This is a genomic window from Dorea chungnamensis, assembly GCF_039832125.1.
Taxonomy (GTDB): Bacteria; Bacillota; Clostridia; order Lachnospirales; family Lachnospiraceae; genus JAFBIX01.
The window spans coordinates 809-1688 of record NZ_JBDOHT010000033.1 but is presented as its reverse complement, the minus strand read 5'-3'; the positions used below and the strand labels follow the sequence as shown (position 1 = coordinate 1688).

At 40.5% G+C, this 880-nt stretch carries 1 protein-coding gene; it reads right to left on the bottom strand.

Translation table 11 applies throughout. The features are described from left to right. Positions 1-699 (bottom strand): IS3 family transposase (locus ABE613_RS15095; RefSeq protein WP_347376813.1); only part of this gene is annotated, 699 nt, incomplete at its 3' end. Positions 700-880: the final 181 nt, after the last annotated feature.

Here is an 880-nt window from a genome sequence, read left to right as displayed (position 1 = left end):
GTTGTCCCAAGGATAAGCTTTTTTCGAATAGCTACACTGTATACCGGCAGTTATCCTCTTGTATTCTTTGGATACATACTGGCTGCCACGATCGGAATGCAGAATCAATGGTTCTTCGATTTTACGTCTTGCTTTAGCTTTATTTATTGTTTCAATCACGCAGGATACTTCCAGTGTTTTAGAAAGTGTCCAGGCAATGATTTTTCTGGAATATAAATCCATAATACTGGTTAGATAAACAAATCCGTCTATCGTCCAGATATATGTGATATCAGAACACCAGACAGCATTTGGGCGTTCCGGATTAAACTGTTCATCAAGGATATTTTGCAATTCGCTACTGAAGTCAGAATCTTTTGTGGTAATAGTCCATGGTTTTACCCATTGTGCTTTGATTCCCATTTGCCTCATGTATTTACCAACTGTACGTTCAGAGATTATTTCCCCTGATTTTCGCAGTTCTTTGGTAATCTTTGGGGCACCGTAATTCTGTTTTGATTCATCATAAATATCCTTGATTTTGGCTTTTACCGTTTCACGACGCTGTTCAGCGTTTGAAGGAACATGTTTTAGCCATGCACGGTAACCAGAACGGGAAACGCCGAGATATTTCAACATTCCGGAGACAGAAACCCGGCGTCCAGCCTTATGGGCAGTTTCTGCCTTCTCAGCAACTTCGAGATAAATGGCTTCCGTCATTTTCCCAGAATGTTGATTGCTTTTTTTAGTACATCAAGAGCGTCCTGTGCATCACGAAGTTCACGTTTTAATCGTGCGATTTCTTTTGCTTCATCAGAAGCATAATTACCCATTAATACGAAGACTACTTCGTTTTCTTTAGCGTGCTAATTTTGCACTTGAAGCACTACGTGTCCTGCGA